General features: G+C 68.0%; 17 protein-coding genes and 1 pseudogene. 1 reads left to right on the forward strand and 17 read right to left on the reverse strand.

What is annotated here, in order from left to right; translation table 11 throughout:
* Positions 1-61: 61 nt before the first annotated feature.
* From RWR81_RS04035 to dinB, 16 genes are all read right to left on the reverse strand, one after another.
* Positions 62-883: a polyphenol oxidase family protein gene (locus RWR81_RS04035; protein WP_314454753.1), complete on the reverse strand. Its 822-nt coding sequence runs from the start codon at positions 881-883 to the stop codon at positions 62-64.
* 66 nt (positions 884-949) lie between these two features.
* A complete protein-coding gene (gene ftsZ / locus RWR81_RS04040) occupies positions 950-2,269 on the reverse strand; it encodes a cell division protein FtsZ (RefSeq protein WP_314454757.1) in 1,320 nt (439 codons plus the stop codon).
* A 335-nt stretch (positions 2,270-2,604) separates the two neighbouring features.
* Positions 2,605-3,864, reverse strand: a complete 1,260-nt coding sequence (locus tag RWR81_RS04045) for an FtsQ-type POTRA domain-containing protein (RefSeq protein ID WP_314454760.1) — start codon at positions 3,862-3,864, stop codon at positions 2,605-2,607.
* On the reverse strand, positions 3,861-5,453 hold the full coding sequence (locus RWR81_RS04050) for a UDP-N-acetylmuramate--L-alanine ligase (protein ID WP_314454763.1): 1,593 nt from the start codon (positions 5,451-5,453) through the stop codon (positions 3,861-3,863). The genes RWR81_RS04045 and RWR81_RS04050 overlap by 4 nt, the downstream gene beginning before the upstream one ends.
* Positions 5,450-6,709, reverse strand: a complete 1,260-nt coding sequence (locus RWR81_RS04055) for a UDP-N-acetylglucosamine--N-acetylmuramyl-(pentapeptide) pyrophosphoryl-undecaprenol N-acetylglucosamine transferase (protein WP_314454766.1) — start codon at positions 6,707-6,709, stop codon at positions 5,450-5,452. Before RWR81_RS04055 ends, RWR81_RS04050 begins: the two co-directional genes overlap by 4 nt.
* Positions 6,693-8,042: a putative peptidoglycan glycosyltransferase FtsW gene (locus RWR81_RS04060; RefSeq protein WP_314454770.1), complete on the reverse strand. Its 1,350-nt coding sequence runs from the start codon at positions 8,040-8,042 to the stop codon at positions 6,693-6,695. The genes RWR81_RS04055 and RWR81_RS04060 overlap by 17 nt, the downstream gene beginning before the upstream one ends.
* A gap of 311 nt (positions 8,043-8,353) precedes the next feature.
* Positions 8,354-9,994 (reverse strand): UDP-N-acetylmuramoyl-L-alanine--D-glutamate ligase, encoded by a 1,641-nt coding sequence (gene murD / locus RWR81_RS04065; protein ID WP_399497971.1) that lies wholly within the window; start codon positions 9,992-9,994, stop codon positions 8,354-8,356.
* Positions 9,995-10,099: 105 nt separating this feature from the next.
* Positions 10,100-11,200: a phospho-N-acetylmuramoyl-pentapeptide-transferase gene (gene mraY, locus RWR81_RS04070; protein ID WP_314454773.1), complete on the reverse strand. Its 1,101-nt coding sequence runs from the start codon at positions 11,198-11,200 to the stop codon at positions 10,100-10,102.
* Entirely contained in the window at positions 11,197-12,648 is a 1,452-nt protein-coding gene (gene murF, locus RWR81_RS04075; RefSeq protein ID WP_314454775.1) for a UDP-N-acetylmuramoyl-tripeptide--D-alanyl-D-alanine ligase, read from the reverse strand. The genes mraY and murF overlap by 4 nt, the downstream gene beginning before the upstream one ends.
* Positions 12,633-14,219 (reverse strand): UDP-N-acetylmuramoyl-L-alanyl-D-glutamate--2,6-diaminopimelate ligase, encoded by a 1,587-nt coding sequence (locus RWR81_RS04080; RefSeq protein ID WP_314454777.1) that lies wholly within the window; start codon positions 14,217-14,219, stop codon positions 12,633-12,635. The genes murF and RWR81_RS04080 overlap by 16 nt, the downstream gene beginning before the upstream one ends.
* A gap of 106 nt (positions 14,220-14,325) precedes the next feature.
* Positions 14,326-16,125, reverse strand: a complete 1,800-nt coding sequence (locus RWR81_RS04085; protein ID WP_314454780.1) for a penicillin-binding protein 2 — start codon at positions 16,123-16,125, stop codon at positions 14,326-14,328.
* A 6-nt stretch (positions 16,126-16,131) separates the two neighbouring features.
* Complete coding sequence (locus RWR81_RS04090; RefSeq protein WP_314454783.1) at positions 16,132-16,605, reverse strand: hypothetical protein; 474 nt, start codon at positions 16,603-16,605, stop codon at positions 16,132-16,134.
* Between the two features lie 121 nt (positions 16,606-16,726).
* Positions 16,727-17,824, reverse strand: coding sequence for a 16S rRNA (cytosine(1402)-N(4))-methyltransferase RsmH (rsmH, locus tag RWR81_RS04095; RefSeq protein ID WP_314454786.1), 1,098 nt, complete (start codon positions 17,822-17,824; stop codon positions 16,727-16,729).
* Positions 17,825-18,136: 312 nt separating this feature from the next.
* The gene (gene mraZ, locus RWR81_RS04100; protein WP_314454789.1) at positions 18,137-18,568 is read right to left on the reverse strand and encodes a division/cell wall cluster transcriptional repressor MraZ; all 432 of its coding nucleotides are present in this window, start codon (positions 18,566-18,568) and stop codon (positions 18,137-18,139) included.
* Positions 18,569-19,016: 448 nt separating this feature from the next.
* Positions 19,017-19,427, reverse strand: a complete 411-nt coding sequence (locus tag RWR81_RS04105) for a DUF3040 domain-containing protein (protein WP_314454792.1) — start codon at positions 19,425-19,427, stop codon at positions 19,017-19,019.
* 144 nt (positions 19,428-19,571) lie between these two features.
* Positions 19,572-20,828 (reverse strand): DNA polymerase IV, encoded by a 1,257-nt coding sequence (gene dinB / locus RWR81_RS04110; RefSeq protein ID WP_314454795.1) that lies wholly within the window; start codon positions 20,826-20,828, stop codon positions 19,572-19,574.
* Positions 20,829-20,977: 149 nt separating this feature from the next.
* On the opposite strand from dinB, the gene RWR81_RS04115 reads away from it, so the two are divergent.
* Positions 20,978-21,814: a fused MFS/spermidine synthase gene (locus tag RWR81_RS04115; protein WP_314454806.1), complete on the forward strand. Its 837-nt coding sequence runs from the start codon at positions 20,978-20,980 to the stop codon at positions 21,812-21,814.
* 44 nt (positions 21,815-21,858) lie between these two features.
* Here RWR81_RS04115 and RWR81_RS04120 read toward each other — a convergent pair.
* A pseudogene (locus RWR81_RS04120) lies at positions 21,859-22,109 on the reverse strand (PAC2 family protein); the annotation flags it as partial.

Consider the following 22,109-nt stretch of genomic DNA (forward strand, 5'->3'; position numbering starts at 1 on the left):
CGTGTCACCAACCTCAGGTTTCAGGTAGGTCACGCCCAGGAAGTATTCAGCAGCCTGCGCATCATCGTGGGACCGCAACACCTGCAAGCCGCCCGGTGATTCCGTCCCGTCGATAGGAGTAGAAGCGCCGATCCTCGTAGGTGCACCACCGACCGACACCGATGTGCCCCACCCCCGCACGTTCGAGCTGGGCGACGACACCGGAGACCACATCGAGGCCGGCAGAACCCCAGGACGTGCGCGAGGCACAGGCGGGTTCGCGCTGCGCGGACAACGTGCGCATATGCTCAGGGATCTCGTAACAGGCACCGCAGATCGCCGGTCCGACGGCGGCCCAGAGGTTGGCGGACGCGGCGCCCGCACGTCGGAGGGTCTGGATCGTCGCGGGGACGATGCCGTCGAGCATGCCTCGTCGTCCGGCGTGCACAGCCGCCACCAGCGAGCCATCCTCAGAGGCGAGCAGGAGGGGCACGCAATCGGCCACAAGGACGCAACAGCCGGCTGGAGCCCGCGTCTCACGTACATCCAGAACGAGCGCGTCAGCGGTGGGAGTCCGTTCAGCCTGGGCAACCGCCACGACACTGGAGTGGACCTGGTTCATCCAGGCCAGGTGCTGTCCTTGCCTGAGCCCCAGCAGCTCCTCGAGCCGACAACGGTGCTCATGAACGCGCCGGGGGTTGTCACCGACGTGGAGCGCAAGGTTCCATCCGCCGTAGGCGCCGACCGCATCGCCGCGCTCCGACTGCGGCTCCGCGCCGCCTTCACCCCCACTGGGCACGGAGCCGCCCTGCTGGCCGCGAGTGGTGAAGTACCCACGAGCCCCAGGCCCCAGATCCACCTCGATCAGGTCTGAGGCCTGGGCGATACTTGTCTCACGCGTCACTGGTTCGCTGTTCTCGAGGTACTGCTGTATTCCCAATGGTCTCTAATCGGTCTCAATCGGTGGCGCTCAGCGCAGGAAGTCCGGCAGGTCGATGCCGTCGTCATCGGCATCGACACCGATGACCTGCGGCACCTCGAGTTCGGAGACCGATTGCTGATCCGCAACAGCGTCGTAGGAGCTACGGGAGTCATCGACATAGGCGGGCATGCTTCCGGATGTCAGGGCGTCAGCCGCTCCCGCCTCCGACAGGTGAGGCGCAGCTGACGGCGACGAAGCCAGCGGGACAGGACGAGTCACCGGATTCTGCGCGGCGTGGGCACCGCCACGAGGAGCCGGCGCAGGCGGCAGATCCTCAATCGAGGAGGGGGGCACCGGTGTCGCGGCGACCACTCTCGACAGCCGAGTCACCGGGTCAGCAAGGCCACCGACCACCGGCTCGGAGTCGAAGCCGGCTGCGATGACCGTCACGCGCACCTCGTCACCCAAGGCTCCGTCGACAACGTTGCCGACAATGATATTCGCCTCAGGATGAACGGCCTCACGCACGAGGTTGGCCGCCTCGTTCATCTCGAACAGGCCCAGGTCGGAGCCGCCCTGGAAGAAGAGCAGCACGCCGTGAGCGCCGTCGATCGAGGTCTCCAGCAGCGGCGAGGCGATGGCTTCCTCGGTTGCCGTGATGGCACGCCCCTCACCGGTGGCCGAGCCGATACCCATGAGAGCGCTGCCGGCGCCCTGCATGACCGACTTGACATCGTTGAAGTCCACGTTGATGAGACCCGGGGTGGTGATGAGCTCAGTGATGCCCTGAACGCCCTGGAGGAGCACCTGATCCGCCTGCTTGAAGGCGTCCACGACGGAGATGTTCTTGTCGGCGATCTGCAGAAGACGGTCGTTGGGGATGACGATGAGGGTGTCGACCTCCTCACGCAGCGCCTGGACACCATCCTCGGCCTGAGCCGAACGGCGACGCCCCTCGAAGGAGAAGGGCCGGGTGACCACGCCAATGGTCAGTGCGCCAATGCTCTTGGCCAGGCGGGCGACCACAGGGGCGGCCCCGGTTCCGGTACCGCCGCCCTCTCCGGCCGTGACGAACACCATATCCGAACCGTCAAGAGCCTCACGGATCTCCGACTCGTGGTCCTCGGCAGCCTTGCGGCCGATGGCCGGGTCGGCCCCCGCCCCCAGCCCTCGGGTCAGGTCCCGTCCGACATCGAGCTTGACATCGGCGTCGGACATGAGCAGGGCCTGGGCGTCAGTGTTCACGGCGATGAACTCGACGCCACGCAGATCGGCCTCGATCATGCGGTTGACTGCGTTGACACCGCCGCCGCCGACTCCGACGACCTTGATCTCTGCCTGGTAGTGCTGTGCGTCGTCCACAGCCATGCTCTCGACCACTGGCGTCCCTCCGCGAATTTCGTCATGAGCCCCCGGTCGAGGACTCCCCTCAAACCTCAACCTCAAGTTAAGGTCTATACTTATGTCATTCTCCGAACGACTGGCTTAACGCTATGAGACTTCCCGGACGTCACGAAGTATTGAAGCCCGGCGTGTTTGTGTGCAGTTGCCTGCGGATTTCCTGCTATGTCAATGCAACCCGTCTGCAATCCACCTGAAGGTCCGGCATACGTCCCACGAACCCGCCGCAGTACCCGTTCCGCCGTGAGACGGGCGGCCCGATCGGGTCCTGCGTACGAGTCCGACTCGGCAACCGGCAATGTTCACGACGTTGGGGTCGACGTCGGAACCTCCGAGGAGGAGGCGTCGGGGGACCGCGTCGTGGGCCGATGGGGAGAGGACACATCGTAGACGGAGGCGCTGGTCGCCATGAGGGTCGCCAGAACCTGCGCCTTGAGCGCATTATCCTGGGTATCCCCCCAGATCACACTGGCTCCGCTGTTCAGGGCGAGAGTGACCTGCCCGGAGGCCGTGGCGCTACCGCTGGCGACCTGAGCCAGAGTCTCCGGCGCGAGAGAACCCACTACCTGAGTGACGGCGGCGACCTGCTTGGCGGAGATTTCCTGGGGTTGAGTCGCCCCATCACCGTTGGAGGAGTCAGGCATGATGGTCACCAGCCCCGTTGGCGCCTCTTGGACCCGCTCGAGCACCACGGCTTCGTTGTCAAGGATCTGGTAGCCGTCCGATCCTTGAACGGTGGCCACCGGAACCCTCATCGTCAGCTGCACCCGCAGTCCCCGAGGCCAGGACCTGGTCACCTGTGCCTGACGCACCCGGACCAGTTTGTCGCTCACCTGGGTGGAGAGCCGGCTGGTGTCCAGACGCAGTAACGAGTCACCCGCATAGGGGGACAGAACGTCACGAACCTGCTTGTCCGAGACACTGCCGTCCGATCCGACGACAGAGATCCTCTGGGACTGCAGACCCAGAAGAGGCGAGAAGAGCAGGGCCCAGGTCGCCAGAACGACGACGAGCACGACGATGGCGGCCGTCGCCACTCGGCGCAGACGCAGCCGGCGCAGAGCCTGCTGACGCTCCTTGAGACGGTCGGCGAGCCCGGTGGAGACGACCCGGTCATCTCCATGAGGCAGTGCGACCTGCCGACGACCGAAAACGGTCAGCTCGGCACCGGGCGCGCTCTCGGGACCGGCGGTCGTCTCGGAACCTCGACTCGACGTGGACGGGACATCAGGCGAGTCATCACCAGCCTGCTTCCTGGAGACGACCGGGCGTGAGCCGGTCTTGGAGGAGGCCGGTCTCCCAGCGGCCCCGGGAGAGCCCGCTGTCGCACCGGCACCCGGCGATCGAGGTCGACGGGCCGGGCCGACCGCCCCGGGCGGCTCGGTCTCGCGCTGAGTCTGCGCGTCCTGCGGGGATCTCCTCGCGCCATTCCGCCCGGCTCCGCCCTGCACCGAGCGAGCAGAACGCGAGTGCCAGTTGCCTGAGCGGCGCGGGGGAATGCTGGCCGGGGTCCCCTCAGAACGGTTGGACGGCTCGGGGCGTGGCGCCGAGGGCTTTCTCATACGTGCCCGCCTCGCTGCGTGGGCGAGCCAGCTGCACCACCCTCGCGGGTCACCAGGTCGGACAGGACGGTCGTAGCGAGCTCGGTGACATCACCGGCCCCGACCGTCAGCAGCAGGTCACCGGGACGGGCCTGCGCGGCCAGCGCGTGGGCGGCCTCCAGACGATCCGCGATGAAGGTGGCTCTGCCGCCGGGAACGCGTCGAGCGACCGTGTCTCCAGTGACATCGGGGAAGTCCGCCCGGACCTCTCTGGCAGGGTAGACATCCGCGATGACGACGACGTCAGCCAGGGACAGTGCCTGGCCGAAGCGGTCGGCGAAGGCCCGGGTGCGGGAGAACAGGTGCGGTTGGAAGAGCACCAGGACCCGGCCAGCGCGCTCCTGGGCGACCTCCCGCGCCGTGCGCAGCAGCACCTCGATCTCGGTGGGGTGGTGGGCGTAGTCGTCAACGACGCGGACACCGTCAGCTTGTCCCCGGTCCTCGAAGCGCCGCCCCGTCCCCCCGAAGGAGCCCAGGGCACGGGCCATCTCAGCCGGCTCGACACCGAGCTCGATACCAGCGGCCCAAGCGCCGGCCGCGTTGAGGGCCACATGGTCGCCGGGCACGGCAAGCACCAGCTCGACCTGATTCTGGGCCGGTTCCCCCGCGCGGGCGCTGCCGCTGCGCTTCTGGTCCGCCGCCCTGATCAGGGTCAGCCGTGCGCGGGTGGAGGCGGCACCGCGTTCCTGGATCGTCAGGTGGACGTGCCCCTCCCCCACCAGCATCCCGCCGGGCAGGGTGTTGAGGCCTCCGAAGGAGTAGGTGACCACGCGTAGCCCTTCTGCGGCTGCGGTGCGTGCCAGGCGCAGCGAACCGGGATCGGCGGCGCAGGCGACCAGGAGGCCCCCGGGGACCAGGCGGTGGGCGAAGTCGACGAAGGCCGCCTCGAAGGCCTCGGCGGTGCCGTAAGTGTCGAGGTGGTCGGGCTCGACGTTGGTGACGATCTCCACGCGGGGCGTGTAGTTGAGAAAGGAGCGGTCGGACTCGTCGGCCTCAGCCACCAGGGCGGAGCCACCGCCCAGGTGGGCCCCGGTGCCCAGGGCCCGCACGACCCCGCCGATGGCGAAGGAGGGGTCGGCCCCGGCGACCGTCAGGGCCTCGGCGAGCATGCCCGAGGTCGTCGTCTTGCCGTGCGCACCGGCCACGGCGACGAAATCGAGCCCACGGGCGGCCAGCGCGAGGGCCTGTGAACGGTGGATGACCTCCTGGCCCCGACGGCGGGCCTCAATGAGCTCGGGGTTGGTCTCCTTGATCGCAGTGGAGACCACGACGGTGCTCTCGGCGGGAAGCTGCGCGGCGTCGTGGCCCAGGTGGGTCGTGATGTCCAGGTCGGCCAGGTGGTCGAAGGCGGGGCCACCGTGAGCGTCGGAGCCCGAGACCCGGGCGCCACGGGCCGCCAGCAGCTGGGCGACGACGCTCATACCCGCTCCGCCGATGCCGATGAGGTGAAAGGAGGCACCCGCCAGCGTGCCGCCGGACACACCGTCCTGCCGGGACCCGGTCCGGGAGACGGGCAGAGCTGAAGGTGGCGTAGTGGTGGTGTCGGTCATGCCGCGTTCTCCTCATCGGTAGGAGTGCCATTCGTGAAGGCGCACTGCTGGATGAGAGCGGCCAGTCGGGTCGCGGCGTCCTGGACGCCGGTGGAGGCCGCGGCCCGGGCCATGGCCGCCTGGCGCTCGGGCTCGGAGATGAGCACCGTGAAGTCGAGGATGTCGGAGGGCTTGAGGTCGGCATCGAGCACCATGCGTCCACCTCCTGAGGCCAGGACGTCGGCGGCATTCAGACGCTGCTCCCCGTTACCGATGGGCAGAGGCACGTAGAGCGCCGGCAGCCCCAGGGCCGTGATCTCAGCGACCGTACCGGCGCCGGAGCGGCACAGGACCCCGTCGGCGCAGGCGTACGCCTGCTCCATGGTGTTCAGGTAGTCCAGCACGTGGTAGCGCTCGGTAAGGTCCTCAGGCGCTCCGGCGGCCACCGCCGCCTCCAGGGCGGAGCGCACCGGTGCGTCTTTGTCCTTACCGGTCAGATGCAGCACCTGCAGGCCTAGGGGCAGGGAGCTGAGCGACTCGCCAAGGACCTCATTGAGGTGCTGGGCCCCCAGAGAGCCGCCCGTCACCAGGAGCGTGGGCATGTCGGGGTCGAGTCCCAGCGCCTGGGCACCGTCGACGCGGGCGCGTTGAGTCCCCTCAGCGGTGGAGCGCTGTATCACCAGCTCGGCGATGGCCGGACGCAGTGGCAGCCCGGTCACCTCGGTGATCCCCTTGGACGCCTTGAGGCGGGTGGAGGTGAAGGTCAGGGCGACCGCGCGGGCCCACGAGGCGCCCAGCCGGTTGGCCAGGCCGGGGCGGGCGTTCTGCTCGTGGATGACCACTGGCACATCGGCCTTCCGAGCAGCCAGGTAGGCGGGGGTGGAGACGTATCCGCCGAAGCCTACGACGACGTCGGCCTCGACGGTCTCGATGGCTTCAGTGGCTGCGCTGATCGCCTTGCCCAACCGGTGCGGCAGACGTAGCAGGTCGCCGCTGGGATGCCGGGGCAGGGGGACGCGCGGAACGAGAGCCAGCTCGAAACCGGCCTCGGGTACCAGGCGGTTCTCCAGCCCCTCGGCCGTCCCCAGGACGAGGACCCGTGTGCGAGGGTCCCCACCCAGGGTCGGATCCTGGAGGGCTGCGGCGGTGGCCAGCAGCGGGTTGACATGGCCGGCAGTACCGCCACCGGCCAGCAGTACCCGTAACGGCCGGGGCTGCCTCCGCTGAACAGGTTGCGCTTCCTGGGGCGAGCCGACGCTGTCACTTGTCTCGGGCACGGTTCCTCCTTGGGACAATCACGGCCAGGGAACGACGTAGAGCCCCAGGACTGGTGGACAGGGCCTCCTGCGCGCCGGGCTCATGACGGGCGAAGGCTAGAAGCACCCCGATGGCCAGGAGGACCGAGACCAGGGCGGTTCCTCCACGGCTGACCAGGGGAAGCGGGACGCCCAGCACCGGAAGGGCACCGGTGACGACCGCCATGTTGATAATTGCCTGTCCCACGATCCAGGCGCCGATGGCCGAGGTCGTGGCGACGACGTATGTGGAGGAGTGACGCCTCATGATGCGCAGGCAGCAGCCGCCGATGACAGCGAACAGAATGATGACGACGAGGGCTCCCACCAATCCGAACTCCTCACCAAGCACGGCGAAGATGTAGTCGGAGTCGGCCTGGGTGAGGTAGCCCCACTTCTGGCGAGACGAGCCCGGCCCCACACCGAACCAGCCACCAGTGCCCAGCGCCCACATGCCATGTTTGGGCTGGTAGCCCACGCCGGTGGGATCCGCTCCCTCGGGATGGAGCCAGGCGATGATGCGGGCGCGCCGGTTGGCGCTGAGCATAGAGGCTGCTGCAAATAGGAGTATGCCACCGGCCCCCAGAAGTGCGAACCACCGTTTTCGTAGACTCCCCACCCACAGGGCGCCGGCGACAATGAGGACCAGGATGATGACGGTCCCCAAGTCCTGGCCCCCGAGAACCGCCAGGATCGCAGTGGCGACGCCGCCCCAGCCCGCTGCCACGGCTCGGCCCCTGCGCCTGGCCATGTACCAGGTCACCAGTGTTCCCAGGACCAGGGCGAGAGCAACCTTGATGAACTCCGAGGGCTGTGCCGTGCCGATCCCGGGTACCAGGATCCAGTTGCGGTTGCCGTAGACGTTGACACCAATGGGGCTGAAAACCAGGCACTGCATCGCAATCGTCAGTCCGAGGACCACCCAGGAGACCCGGGGGAACCAGGACAAGGGCATGCGGGAGACCCCTACCATGCCCAGGGTCCCCACCACCGCGAAGATGAGGTATTTGGCGAAATCGGTGAAGGCGTTGCCACCGTTGGCGGCGACAGTTACCGACTGCACGGAGAAGACCATGATGAGTCCGAAGGTCTCCAGCACCAAGGTAGACACGAGGAGGCTGTAATAGGTCAGGGTCGCCTGCTCGGAGGTCCGTACGGGGTCGCCCACGTCCTCGGGCCGGTAAGCGCGACGATTCCCCGGTGAGGCGCCGTGGGACCTGGAGTCCGCCGCACCCTCCCATGGGCGGGACAAGCGCTTGCCCCAACGGGACAGACGGCCACCCCAGGCGGAGCGCAGTTGAGCAATCCGGCTCATCGACCGTGAGCCGCCAGCGTCTGCACTGCCGGTTCTCAGCGATGTCCTCGATGGGGACGATGAGGCGGTCTGGGACGAAGTACTGCCCTTCTGTCGCCCCGATGGACGCGGTGACTGCGAGGTCTGAGGAGCGGACTGCTTCGGCTGCTTCCTCACCGGTTCGGGCCGGGCGGATCGCTCGGTCCGGTCTGTTGCCCGCCCGTTTCCGCCGCTGGTCGCGCTCCGGTTCGAGTCGAGTCCGGCCGGCGTCGAGGAGCCGGATGAGGCGGATACCGGCGAGCGAGGAGCGGTAGCCGAGGTGGGCCGGGTCTTCACAGCCGCTCCTGGACACCGGAGGCGTCTGAAGGACGTGCGACGTCCGCAGCTCGGGTGGTACGGGCGACGTAGGCCTGGGCTTCGGCGGCGAACAGGTCACCGCGCTGGGCGTAGGAGGTGAACTGATCCCAGGAGGCGCAGGCCGGGGCCAACATGACGGTGTCACCGCTGCGGGCCATGGCGCCAGCGGCCTCGACCGCAGCAGCGCTGACCTGCTCAGGCAGGCCATCACCGACACGGGTCACCGGCAGCCCCGGGGCCTCCCGCTCCAGTGCGGCCAGAATATCTTTCTGGTCCTCGCCGATGACAACGGCACCGCGCAGGTGGGGGTGCACTGCACGGACCAGGTCGAAGAACTGGGATCCCTTGGTGTCTCCGCCACAGATCCACACGCCGGTTCCTCGCGGCAGAGAGGTCAGCGCCGCCTCGGCGGAGTGCGGGTTGGTGGCTTTGGAGTCGTCGACCCAGGTGACGCCGTTCGCCTCTGCAACCGTGACAATGCGGTGGGCACCGGGGCTGTAGGCGCACAGACCCGCTGAGACCGCCTCGGCACCCACGCCCGCAGCCCGGGCCAGTGCTGCTGCCGCCAGGGCGTCGGCGAGCAGGTGGGCAGGCAGGTTCTCAGCGCGCCGTCCCGGAGCCAGATGCGCCAGGTCGGCAGTGGTGGCGAGCTCGACACCGCTGGAGCGGCGCTCGGCGTGGAAGGCGCGGTCCACCAGCAGGTCCTCGATCATGCCGACCTGCCCCAGACCCGGCGCGGCCAGAGTGAAGCCGACGGCGCGGCACCCCTCGACGACGTCGGCCCGGCGGACCATGCTCTCAGTGGCGATGTCATCGAGGTTGTAGACGGCGGCGGCCTGAGTGCGGGAGTAGACACGGGCCTTGTCCGCGGCATAGGCCTCCAGGCCACCGTGCCAGTCGAGGTGATCGGCTGCAAGATTGAGGCAGGCCGATGCCAGCGGCGAGAGGGTCCGAGTGGTGTGGAGCTGAAAGCTGGACAGCTCCACGGCCAGGACGTCGGCACTACCTGCCAGCACCGCCTCGATGACAGGGGTACCGATGTTACCGACTGCTGGAGCCGTGAGCCCCTGAGCCTGGAGGATGGCCGAAAGCATACCGACGGTGGTGGTCTTGCCGTCCGTGCCGGTCAAAGAGAGCCAGGGGACGTCCGGGCGGGAGGAGTCCTGCTGGAGTCTCCAGGCCAGCTCGATCTCGCTCCAGGTCTCGATACCGGTCGCCTCGGCAGCGCGTAGGACCGGACCGGTGGCCGGAACCCCGGGGGAGACGATGAGCAGTCGCGCCGGGGACTGGGCCAGAGCGGCCGCCGTCGCCTCACCACCGGCCACAGTCGTCGAGACCACCGACGTGGCCATCGCGGCGTGCGTAAAAGCGTCCAGCGCCTCGATGGACGCCTCGTTGCCATCGAAGACATGAATGCGGGCCCCCAGGGTCGCCAAGGCGTCGACGACGGCACGCCCGGTGCGTCCCAGCCCGACGACCGCCACATGAGCGCCATCGAGCTGGTCGTACAAGGATCCGATGGAACCGGTGACGGTACCGGGTGCGGCGCATCCGGGTGCCTCGGTCGGACCGGCACTGCGAGTCGACTCACCGGGGACTTCAGTCAGACTGGTCACGGTGCGGGTTCACGCTCCTGGTTCTTCACTGCTCCTCACCGGCTCGCCGGTGGAGAGACTCTGCATCATTGGTTGCTCAGGCGGGAGAGACCTGGACGTCCCGGCTCATCCGAAGGTGAGCTGGCGCAGGTACTCGGCATAGAAGAGTCCCAGTCCCGCGATGACGCACAGGCCGGCGATGATCCAGAAGCGGATCACCACGTTGACCTCGGTCCATCCTCCCAGTTCGAAGTGGTGATGCAGTGGAGCCATGCGGAAGACGCGTCGGCCGGTCGACTTGAACGAGACGATCTGGATGATGTCGCTCATGACCTCTGCCAGGAAGAGGCCGCCCAGGATGACGGCGAGGAACTCGGTGCGGGTCAGGATCGACAGTCCCGCAACGGCGCCGCCCAGGGCGAGGGATCCGGTGTCCCCCATGAAGATCTTGGCAGGTGATGCGTTCCACCACAGGAACCCGAAGCAGGCACCCATCAGGGCGGCGGCGATCATCGCCAGGTCGCGCGGATCCCTGACCTGGTAGCAGGTGGTGGGGACCATGGTTTCATGGCCGTAGTTGCAGGACTGGTTGGTCTGCCACACGCCGATGAGCGTGTAGGCGCCGAACACCATGGCCGAGGCGCCGGCAGCCAGTCCGTCAAGACCGTCGGTGAGGTTGACAGCGTTGGACCAGGCCGTGATGAGGAAGTTTGCCCACAGGACGAACAGAATGAGCCCCACGACACTGCCGGCGAAGGCCAGGTTGATCACCGAGTCCCGAGCGAAGGAGATCCGTGTGGATCCCGGGGTGAGTCCATTGCGGTCGGCGAAGTTCAGGGCCGCTGCCGAGAAGCCGACACCGATGAGCGCCTGCCCCACGATCTTCTGCCAAGCCCGCAGCCCCAGAGAGCGTTGCTTGGAGATCTTCTCGAAATCGTCGAGGAAGCCGATGAGTCCCAGTCCGACGATGAGGAAGAGCAGCAGGACCCCGGAGGCGCGCGGCGTACGCAACTCGGCGAGGTTGGCCAAGGAGTAGCCCAGAACGGTGGAGATGATGATGACGAGGCCACCCATGGTGGGTGTGCCGCGCTTGGTGAAGTGACCCTGCGGCCCGTCCTGCCGGATAAACTGCCCGTACTCCTTGACATGGAGGTAGCGGATGAGCAGAGGGGTTCCCAGCAGGGTGCCCACCAGTCCGACCATGCCGGAGATGAGGATGGCGGTCATCGGGGACGAACCTCCTTGAGGTGATCGGCCAGACGCCAGGCGCCTGAACCGTTGGAGCCCTTGACCAGGACGGCGTCACCGTCGGACAGGAGGGCGTCGATCTGGGAGATGGCGGTCGCGGCGTCGTCGAAACCGTGGACCTCGACCCCCCGCGCTCTGGCGGCATCGAGTGCCTCCTGGGTAGAGCCGATGCCGATGAGCATAGCCGCTTCGGCCTGGGCCGCTAGCTCTCCGGTACGGGCGTGATCGGCGGCAGCGGACTCCCCCAGCTCGAGCATCTCGGAAACCACGACGACGCGGCGTCGACTCCCTGCCAGAACCGGCAGAGCCTCCAGCGCCGCCGTCATGGAGTCGATGTTGGCGTTGTAGGAGTCGTCGATAAGGAGAAGATCCCCACTGAGCTCCGAGACATCCATCCGGTGGGGGCTCTCGATGGTTGCGGCTCCGAGCCGCTCGACAATGAGCTCGGGAGCGATTCCCGCAGCCAGGGCAAGGCCCGCGGCGGCCAAGGCGTTGCCCACATTGTGAGCGCCGGCCACAGCCAACTGGATACGGCGAGGCTCGTCCAGTCCGGGCAGGTGGAGATCGAAGGCCGCACGGGCGGTGTCATCCAGAACGATATTCTCGGCTCGCAGGTCAGCCGGATTGCCGTAGGCGGAGAAGGTGAGGACCCGCGCGGGGGCGAGATCCGCCATGGCGGCGGTACGGGCGTCGTCGGCATTGAGGATGGTGGAGCCCCCCGGCAGCAGGCCGGCGATGATCTCCGCCTTGGCGGCTCCGACGCCCTCGATGGAGCCGAAACCGCCCATGTGGGCGTGGCCGATCATGAGGACCGCGGCCGCGTCCAGGGGGGCGATATCGGTGAGGTAGGCGATGTGGCCGGGCCCGGAAGCCCCCATCTCCAGGATGAGGTAGCGGGTGCGCTCATCGGCCTCGAGGACGGTCAGAGGCAGGCCGATCTCATTGTTGAAACTGGCTCTGGGAGACACCGTGGGCCCGGAGACGGTTAGAAGCTGACGGGTGAGGTCCTTGGTGGTGGTCTTACCCACTGAACCGGTCATGGCAACCACCGTGAGTCGCTCCCCGTGATCCATGGCGGCCCGGCGCAGGCCGGCCAGGTGGGTACGGGCCAGTGCGCCCAGGGCCATCACGGTGTCCTCCACGAGGACGATCCCCATGGGCAGGCCCTCGGAGTCATCCTCAGATGTCCCGGCTCGGACGGCCTCCAGGTCGGAGACGATGGCGCCTACGGCGCCCAGAGCGCTGGCGGAACCCAGGTGGGCGTGGCCGTCTGTGCGCTCACCGCGGATGGCGACGAACAGGGCCCCCTCGGCAGCTTGCCGGGAGTCGGTGACGACGGGACCGGCGACGGAGGCGTCCGGGCCGATGAGCCTGCCCCCGACGGCGGCTGCGATCTGACTCAGGCTGAGGTTCATCCCCGCCCCCATTTCTCTTCGACGGCCTCGGCCATGACGGGGGCGTCGTTGTAGCGGATGAACTCGCCGGCCATCTCCAGGAAGGGCTCGTGGCCCTTACCGGTGACGATGACCGTGTCGTCGGGACCGCACAGTTCAACGCCCCGGCGCACGGCGTCACCGCGCCAGGTGGTGACCTCCTCGACATCCTCCAGGTCTGGGCGCACGGAGCGCACCCCGTCCAGAATGGCGCCACGGATGAGCCGGGGATCCTCACTGCGAGGGTTCTCGTCGGTGACAACCAGGACGTCCGCCAGCCGGGCGCACACCTCCCCCAGCATGGGGCGCTTGCCCTGGTCGCGGTCGCCGTCAGAGCCGAAGACCACGATGAGGCGGCCCGGGGTGATGGGTCGCACGGCCTTGAGGGCCAGTTCCATGGCATCAGGGGTATGGGCGAAGTCGACGATGCACAGGCCCCGTCGGCCATCGCGCCGACTGATGCGCTGCATACGGCCCGGGATGTTGTGGGCTCCAGCCAGGGCTGCGGTGGCCGTGGCGACGGGCACGCCCGCGCGGATGGCCATGACCAGGGCCAGGGCGGCGTTCTGGACGTTAACGAGTCCGGGCAGGGGGCAGGAGGCCTCGATCTGTTCGCCGTCGGGCCCGTGGAGCGTGAAGGTGGTGGCGGAGTCGGTCAGGGAGACGGCGGCGTCGCTGACCCACCAGTCGGCGGGGGTGTCCCCGGGGTAGGCGCGCACGCGGTCGACCTCGACGGAGGCCTGGCCAGCGAGAGCGGCGCCCCACTGGTCGTCGACGCAGACGACGCCGCGGCGAGCGTGCTCAGGGGTGAACAGCTGCGCCTTGGCCTCCAGGTATCCCTCCATGGTCTTGTGGAAGTCGAGGTGGTCGCGCTGGAGGTTGGTGAAGCCGGCGACGTCGACGACGAGGCCGTCGAGGCGGTGCAGGACGATGGCGTGGCTGGAGGCCTCCAGGGAGGCCGCGCCGACCCTGTCCTCCACGGCCAGGGCCATCATCCGCTGCAGAACGGGGGCCTCGACGGTGGTGCGCGGGGACTCCACGGAGCGCTCCCCCACGCGCAGTTCGACGGTCCCTGCCACCATGCAGCCGCCGACGTGGGCAGACAGGATGGCGTCGAGGAAGTAGGAGGTGGTCGTCTTGCCGTTGGTTCCGGTGACGGCCGTGGTGATGAGGCCGCGTGCCGGGTGGTGGTAGGCCTCGGCGCTCAGGGGGCCGACGACGGCACGGGGGTCGTCGTGCACGAGGACCGGGGTACCGGGGGCGGACTCGCGAACGATCCGGGCGCCATCAGCGTCGGTCAGAACGGCGACGGCACCGGAGGCGACGGCCTCGGCGGCGAAGCGGGCGCCGTGGTTGGTGAAGCCGGGAAGGCCCACGAAGAGCTCGCCCGGGGCCGTGTCACCCGAATCGACGCTGACCCCTAGGATGCTCAGGTCGTTGAGGGCGGCGGTGTCATCAGCTGAGGCGGGAGCCAGGGAGAAGCGCTCACACAGAGTGTTGAGGGGTATGGGACCATTAGAGCCCGGCCGTAGGGCGGCGGCCGACTCGTAGGCGTGGTTGCTCATAGTTCCTCAATCTATCGCGACCTTCGACTGTCGATCTTCCACAAGCCCCCTCCGGACTCACTTCGCCGGGGTGCTGGTGGTCACGCTCGTTTACCTCATAGGTACCTCATTGGCTCGCGTCCCGTTCACCGCCGGCTCCGTCTCGGGCGGCCTGGGCGGCCACGACGTTCGGGTCCGGGGCGATGTTGAGCGCCTGCATGGCGGCCAGCGCCAGCTCCCGGAAGACGGGAGCCGCAACAGTGCCTCCGAAGATGCCCTCGGGCCGGTTGACGATGACGGCAATGGCCAAGACCGGGTCGCGCGCGGGCAGGAAGCCGACGAAGGAGGCCACGGTGGAGTCGTCGGTGAGGATCTCAGTGGTTCCGGTCTTGCCGGCAACCAGGTAGCCGTTGATGGAGGCCGACTCCGCGGTGCCGCCCTCCTGAGTGACACCGATGAGCATCTCGGTGAGGGTCTTGGCAGTCGCCTCGGAGATCACCCGTACCTCCTCGGGGCGCTTCTGGGGGGTCTCCTTGCCGTCGGCGTCGATCCAGGCGTCGATGACGCGCGGGGCCACGCGCACTCCCTTGTTGGCGACGGTGGCCAGCACCTGAAGCGACTGAAGGGTGGTTCCGGCCACCCCCTGTCCGAACATCGTGGTGTAACGGGTGCGGTCGTCCCAGGAGCTGGGCGGGTAGATGATCCCGTCGGACTCGGCGGGCATCTCGATGCCGGTGGCCTCGCCCCAGCCGAAGCGCCTCATGTAGTCGTAGCGGATGTCGTCGGAGACCTTCTCACCGATCTGGACGGTACCGACGTTGGAGGACTCGGCCAGGACCCCGGCAGTGGTCAGCGACTGGGTCTCGTGCTCATGGGAGTCCTTGAAGGTCTGACCGCTGGCCGAGGTCCAGGTGTAGGGGACGGTCCAGGTGTCCTCTGGTTTGACCGCCCCCTCCTCCAGGGCGGTGGCAAAGGTGACGACCTTGCCGACGCTTCCAGGCTCGAAGACGGCCTGGACGCTACGAGCGGTGCGGTTCTCCTCGGAGGTCGCCGATGGATCGGATGGGTCGACGGAGTTGGAGTCGGCCAGGACAACGACTTTGCCGGTACTCGGTTCCATGGCCATGACGATGCCCCACTCGGCGTGCTGGACGGCGACCGTGCGGTCGATGGTCTCCTGGGCGATGGACTGCAGATCCGGATTGAGGGTGGTGCGCACCGTGGCACCGGGCCTGGCAGGATTGTCCTGCTGCTCGCCCGTGGGGATGATGACACCGCTGCGCCCGATCTCCTCACTGCCCTTGCCGTCGACGCCGGTGAGGACCTTGTTCTGGGTAAGCTCCAGCCCCGCAGCCCCGATGAGCTCACGGTTGTGCTCGCCCTCATGGGTGAAGCCCAGGACGTTGCCGGCCACGGTCCCTGCCGGGTAGGTGCGCCGGGTGCGCTGGTCGGGCTCGACCCCGGGGATGTCCAGGGCCTTGATCCTGCGCCATGTGTCGGGGGCGACCTCCTGAGCGATGACCTCGTAGGTCCGCTCACCCACGAGTCGGGCCCCAAGCTCGAGAGGGTCGACGTCGAGGATCGGGGCGAGCTGGGCGGCGACCGCCGCCGCACCGTAGCCGACGACGACCTTCTCGTTGACCCCTGTGGACTCGTTGAGGCGCATCTCGGTGCGCTCGTACTGAGCGATGACGGGCTGGTTGACGCCGACATCGTAGCTGACCGCGGATGAGGCCAGAACCGTGCCGTCCCTTCCGGTGATGTCTCCTCGCGGAGCCCGGTTGACCCAGGAGACCGTGCGCTCGGCCTTGGCCTTGGCGGCCAGCTCCGGCCCGTCGACCGCCTGGACGTAGACGGTTCGCCCGGCCAGAGCAGTGAAGAGCAGCAGTCCTCCGGCCTGGAGCACCTGACGACGCGAGGGATTCAACGGCGCCTACCTCCCGGCCTGGCCGGTCTTGAGGGCCTGGGCGGGGGTTCCCTCGGTGAGCCGACCGTTTTCGACGTCGACGACACCGGGGGCGGCCGCGGGCACCATGCCGAGCTCCTTGGCGCGAGCGGCCAGGGCATCGGGCGCCGACGCCTCCTGAACCTGGGTGCGCAGAGTCTCGACGTGATCCTCGGCGACGTTGAGCTCGACCTGCTTCTCCTTCATACGGTAAGCGGTGTCAGCCATCTTGGCATTGAGGAGCATCGAGGCGACGAGGGCGCCGGCCAACACCATGATGACGAGCGCGAGGAAGGGCAGGGAGGACGACGTCGCCCGGGAGGCGCCGCTGATGACGCGCAACTGAGGTCGTGAGGCGGAACCCGCCTCAGGGCGTCCCTGGGTACTGGTGGAACCACTTTCCTGGACGGTGCGCCGCGTCGTGACCGGGCGGGTGACTCGAGCAGTAGCGGTGGCGCTCATCAATGTGCCTTCCCTGTGGGGTATGTGGGGTGTCTGGACTGACGAAGGACTGGTGCGGATGGATAGATGTTGTGGTGAGACTGACTGAGACGGCCTAGTGATCCGCGATGGCTGAGGACTGCTACCTCCTCCGGTACCGATCGGCGAGGTGCCCGGTTCTGCGTCCGGGTCCCCGACTCTGGCCCTCGAACGAGCTCGCTTCCGGTGCGCAGGCCTGGTCGACCGGACGGATGCGTGCGGCTGCGCGCAGTCGCACCGGGGCAGAGCGAGGGTTGTGGTCGAGCTCGCGGGCGTCGGCCTTCTCCGCTCCGCTGGTGAGCAGCTCGAGATAGGGGCGGTCCGCCTCAGGGACGACTGGCAAGTCCTGCGGCGCCCTGGAGACGGTCCCGTGGCGCAGGGCGCGTTTGACGATGCGGTCCTCCAGGGACTGGTAGGACTCCACTACGAGGCGTCCCCCGACCCGCAGGCTGTTGAGCGCCCGGGGCACGGCTCGCTCCAGGACGTCGAGCTCAGCGTTGACCGCGATGCGCAGCGCCTGGAAGGTCCGTTTGGCGGGGTGGCCGCCGCTGCGACGAGCCGCTGCCGGCACCGCCTGGCGGACGAGCTCGGCCAAGTGCAGGGTGGTGGTGACCGGATCCCCCGCCTCACGACGACGCACGATGGCTGCGGCAATGCGGGGGGCGAATCGCTCCTCACCATACGTGCGCAGGATATGAGTGAGCTCGGAGGTGCTGGAGACGTCCAGCAGATCCTGGGCGGTGCACCCCGAGCCTTGGTCCATGCGCATATCGAGGGGGGCGGGGCGGGCGTAGGAGAAGCCCCGCGAGGCCTCGTCGAGCTGGAGGGAGGAGACACCCAGGTCCATGAGGACGGCGTCCACCGTTCCCTCGGCGTTGGCGGAGTGCTCCCGGGCAACTCGGTCGACGGCGTCGTATGTGGTCTGGACTGCGACAAAGCGGTCCTTGAAACGCTCCAGACGCGCCGAGGCCAGTGCGATCGCCTCGGGATCACGGTCGATGCCCACGACGCTCAGAGCTGCGAAGCGCTCGAGCGCGGCCTCGGTGTGGCCCCCCAGCCCCAGGGTGCAGTCGAGCATGACCGGCCTGGTACTGGCGCCCTCGATGGCAGGAGCGAGCAGGTCCAGGCAGCGCTGGAGAAGCACCGGCTCGTGCCTGCCGGCGGTATCGACGACGGTTGTCTGTGCCTGTGAACTGGTCATGCGGTGCCCTCCTTCCTTGTGCTGCGGCGTCTTTGTGGGTATGCCCGATTCTTGGGGGGCGACACGGCTTCCGAGATGCCACGACCCGCTGGCAGGCAACCCACCCTCGACATCGGCGTGCGGACCGGGTGGGGACGTATCGCCAGGACTCCTCCCGTGGTTCCGACGCCGGGGAAGAGACGTCGGACGCGGCATCGGGCGGAGACCTCACGAGACGGCTCACCGATGCCGTGACGACACCTGCTTACGGTCTGCGATATCCAGATATTCAGTTGTTTGTTCAGTTGTCGACCAGGGCGGGCCGGAGCCGAATCAGAAGAAGCCGGGGATGATCTCCTCGGCCGTGTCGGCGAAGACCTGCTCCTGGGCGGCGAGGTAGGCGTCCCAGGCCTCGGAGTCCCAGATCTCCACCCGGGCTCCAGCTCCGATCACGGCCAGCTCCTTCTTCAGGCCCGCATAGGCCCTCAGCGGCGCAGGTAGCGTGATGCGCCCCTGCTTGTCCGGAATCTGAGAGTCCGCTCCCGAGAGCATGACGCGCACGTAGTCGCGCGCCTGCTTCTGAGCGAGGGGCGCCTCACGCAGCTGGGCGTACATGCGCTCGAACTCGACAGCAGTGAAGGCATACAGGCAGTGCTCCTGACCTCTGGTCAGAACCACTCCGCCCGCAAGCTCCTCACGGAACTTCGCCGGGAGGATGAGACGGCCCTTCTCGTCCAACTTGGGTGCATGCGTTCCCAGGAACATGAGCCACCTCCTTCCCCTCGACTAACGAATGCACCCCACCTTACTCCACTTCCCCCCCTTTTCTCCCACTCCACCTCCCCAAGCACACCACAGCCGACCCCCACCGCCCCAACCACCCCCTCTCTCCCATCAAGCCTTTCGTTGATATTGCAAGGATTAACCGCCGCCTCAGATGCAGTGGAGGGGAGTGGAGGACCACCAGATGGAGGTGTTCACCACCGCCTCCTCGGCGTGGTGCGTACCCAGGAAAAAAACAGACTTCAATCGGCCTGCACGCAGGTTACGGATGTGGCGCGATTTGCCCTGGGCAACGGGCATAGACCTGCTGGAGGCCACTGGGCCATCGCAAATCGAGACCCTGTCCTAGAGCGCGTGAGCGCCGAGGACAGGGCCTGTCAAACTGGTGGTCTGTGGAGGAGCGTGGGAGCGGTGGAGGGAAGTGGAGGAATCAGTTCTCGGAGTCGCGACGACGTTCCCAACGCTCGGACTGACGGTCCATGAAGGAGGAACGCTTCCTCTTACTGCTCCTGTCTCGGCCGGACCGGCCGTCGGTGGCGGGCCGGCGCGTTCCGCCAGTAGCCTCCTGCCGGGTCAGGGCCAGGGTGACTCCTCCGACGGATACCAGGAAGCCCGCCACTCCCAGCAGGACGGACAAGAGGTTGTGGCGCACCGAGACCCCGGTGATCAGAAGCGCCAGACCGATGAGAACCAGGGCAACACCGCCACCGATATGGCGCGGTGAGGGGCGCGAGAGCCGGCGCTCCTCACGCTGAAGCGTCTGTGCCAGGTCGGGATCGTCATGGTGGAGCTGTGACTCCAGGTCCCGCAGGACCTGCTGCTCTCGCTCTGACAGTGCCATCTTGCTCCTTGCTTCTGGGCGGGACCGGGGATCTGCTGCGCCGTGTTGCCAGGATAGGCGTTGTGGGGGCTCAGGAGAAACTCATAGGAGCACATAGGGCAGGATTGGTCGGCACTGATCGAGACCGATTGGGGCTGGCCGCAGTCAGCACTCTCCTTCACCAGCGAGAGACTCTCGGGCCGGCCCGCCCCCGCCTCCCAGCAGGCTGGCCGGGGCCAGCGCGTCACTGCCCCATCTGCGGCGCACGGCGTCGGCCGCCCGCTCCGAGGCACCGCGCCGGGGATCCTCATCCAGAAGGAGCTGGACACCGTCGTCGGGACGCAGGAGCCCCTCGACGCGCACCCCCAGGAGGCGGAAGCCACCCGCCGGAGTGGGTAGGAGGGAGTAGAGCGAGGAGAGGGTCTCCCAGATGTCGCGGGCAAGGTCGGTGGGAACCGCCAGGGTGCGCGAGCGGGTGACAGTGGTGAAGTCGGCGCCTCTGGCCTTGAGTACGACGACGCGGCACCGCAGATCACTGGCACGCAGGCGGGCGGCGCACTGGTGGGACTGGTCCAGAAGGACCAGTCGGGCGTGCTCTCGGTCGGTGACCGTGTCGAAGAAGGTCGTCTCGGTACCCACCGACTTCTCCTCGTGCACCGGTTCGACCCGGCGGGGGTCGACACCGTGAGACAGGTCGTGCAGGTGGCGCCCGGCAGCCCGGCCGAGGATCCTCTCCAGGTGACGTACATCAGTGCCCGCCAGAGTGCGCACGTCCTTGATGCCCCATCTGGCCAGGACCGTTTGGGTCCGGGCGCCCACGCCCCACAGCGCCCCGACCGGCAACAGGTCGAGGAAGTCCTGCGTCACACCAGCCGGAACAAGGAGGAGGCCGTCGGGCTTGGCGTGCGAAGAGGCGAGCTTGGCGACGAACTTGGTGGAGGCGATGCCCACCGAGGCCGGCACCCCCACCCTCCGGCGGACCTCGGTGCGGATCCACCTGCCGATGGTCACCGGGGATCCCATGCGGCGCCGAGCTCCGGTCACGTCCAGGAAGGCCTCGTCAATGCTCACCTTCTCCAGGACGGGAGTGACCTCCGCCAGGACGGACATGACTTGGGCAGACACCCGGGAGTAGAGGCCGTGACGTACGGGCAGGACCACGGCCTGGGGGCAGCGCCTGGAAGCCTCGGCCATGGACATCGCCGAGGAGACGCCGAAGGCGCGGGCCTCGTAGGAGGCCGCCGAGACGACGCCTCGGCCGTTGCGACCACCGACGATGACGGGACGGCCGGCCAGCTCAGGATGCTCGAGGAGCTCAACCGATGCGAAGAACGCATCCATGTCGACGTGGATGATGGGAGCGGCGGAGTCGTCCTCCCCCCAGGAGCGGCGCGCGGCCGGGGAACGGGGCGCTCTGCTCATCTCCTCCTCCTCAATGGATACGGCGGACTCACCCGGTGAGCCCGCTGCGGGCTGCTGACGCGTTGCGGCATCGCCGACATCCTCTGGACGATAGCGGCCGGCTGAGACCGGAGAATCCCTCTCAGCTCCTCCCAGGCTACCGTGGGCCTGTGTCACGTAAACGCAGGGCCTCCAATGCTCCGACGCTCACCGACCTGCCACCAGGCCCGGTGCGGACCTCCTTCGCCACAGCCGAGCTCGTGGCACGAGACACCGGTATCCTTCTCATGCTGGACGGCGCGGAGTCGTCCTTTCTCGACCTGCGCGACCCGGCCCACCTCGACTTCGAGTACCACCAGCAGATGGATGCAGTGCTGGCGGCGCTGGTTCCCGCAGGCGTCCCTCTCAGGGCGCTCCATCTGGGCGGGGCGGGTTGTGCTCTGGCCAGGGCATGGGATGCCACACGCCCCGGCTCCCAGCAGGTCGCCGTCGAGATTGACGAGATCCTGGCGGCCCAGGCGCGCATGTGGTTCGACCTGCCCCGTGCTCCCAGGCTGCGCATCCGGGTGGGCGACGCCGCCGAGGTGGTCCCGGGGCTGCGGCCCGGTCAGTGGGACGTCGTCGTGCGGGACGTGTTCAATGGTGGCGGCGTGCCGGCCTCCTGCCGAAGTCAGGAGTTCCTGACCGCGTGCCTGGAGGCGCTCACGCCTCGCGGCGTGCTGCTGGTCAATACCTCCTCCATGCCTCGCGAACAGGCGGGGGCCGAGATCGAGGCACTACGAGAGTCCCTGGAGGGGGACGTCTCCAGCCTGGTCATCGTCGCCGACCCGGCTGTGGTACGCGGCCGGCGCCGAGGGAACCTGGTGCTGGTGGCCCGTCGCGTCCCCTTTACGGCCGGCGAGCTCGAGGATGTCGAGCGAGCGGTGCGTCGCCTGCCGCTGCCGGTGCGCACCTGGTCTCCGGACGAGGCGGCGGTACCGCACGTCCAGGGCGGCCGGCCTCGTTAGAAGCGGCAGACGGTCAAGCCCGCCCGGAACCATCCCGGAACTATTCAGCCCTCACGGCCGGGGTTCCAGCCCTGGGTCCCCAGGTCGCCGGAGTCATTGGCCTCCAGGAAGGCCTCCAGGCGGGCGCCGATCTCGTCTGCGCTGGGAAGATTGAGCGCAGGCGCGGCCGTGTCCATCTCGCCGGTGGCGATCCGGGGAGCCATGGCGTCGTACTGGGCCTCCAGGGCGGAGACGACGGCACTGACCTCCGGCTGCTGGGCGGCCTCGGCGTTGATCTCGGCGCGGTTGATGTTGG

The organism is uncultured Actinomyces sp. (genome assembly GCF_963526355.1).
GTDB lineage: Bacteria > Actinomycetota > Actinomycetes > Actinomycetales > Actinomycetaceae > Actinomyces.